Origin of the sequence: Pseudomonas sp. LJDD11, from assembly GCF_024584215.1 — a bacterium.
Lineage (GTDB): Bacteria > Pseudomonadota > Gammaproteobacteria > Pseudomonadales > Pseudomonadaceae > Aquipseudomonas.
Map to the genome: position 1 here is coordinate 1 of NZ_JANJFL010000143.1, position 531 is coordinate 531.

General features: G+C 58.6%; 1 protein-coding gene. It reads right to left on the reverse strand.

All coding sequences use genetic code 11. The features are described 5' to 3' along the window. Window positions 1-376: AhpA/YtjB family protein (locus NRB16_RS29225; RefSeq protein ID WP_257107614.1), on the reverse strand; the 376-nt coding region annotated here is incomplete at its 3' end. Window positions 377-531: the final 155 nt, after the last annotated feature.

A 531-nucleotide genomic window follows, 5' to 3' on the forward strand; every position in this document is an offset into this window, starting at 1 on the left:
GGCTGTTTTTCGGACGTTGCCCGGCCTCCGCAAGGATGCGGTTGTCGACGCTATAGATAGCCGCGTGGGCCACCAGCGGGTTCTTGACCAGATTGCCCAGCAGCACGTTGAGGCTGAGGATGTCGTTGGACACCAGCAGCTCGGTGGCCGAGGTTGCAGTCTGTGTGGTCAGGGCCTGCCCCAGTGCGTCAGCCTGTTCGTGCATGGCCTGCTTGAATTGCAGGCCCATCACGCCGGCGTAAATCACCAGCGCCAAGGCGACCAGGATCACGTTATGGCTGGCAATACGCAAAGCTATCGGAACACGGCGGTGGCGCAATGCACGAAAGATCAGCAGGAAGAAATTATCGGTTTTAACGGGCGTGGGCCGGTTCACAGAGCACGGCTCTTTCGGTGAAGTTGCGCGCAGTATAACGACCGTCCCAGTAGCGGCAAAGCGCTGGCTGTGCCCGACGGTCACAGAAAGTGGTTAGAATGCGGTTTTTTTCCACTGCCGGGGTGCACCTTGCGCGAAATCGTCCTGATTAACAT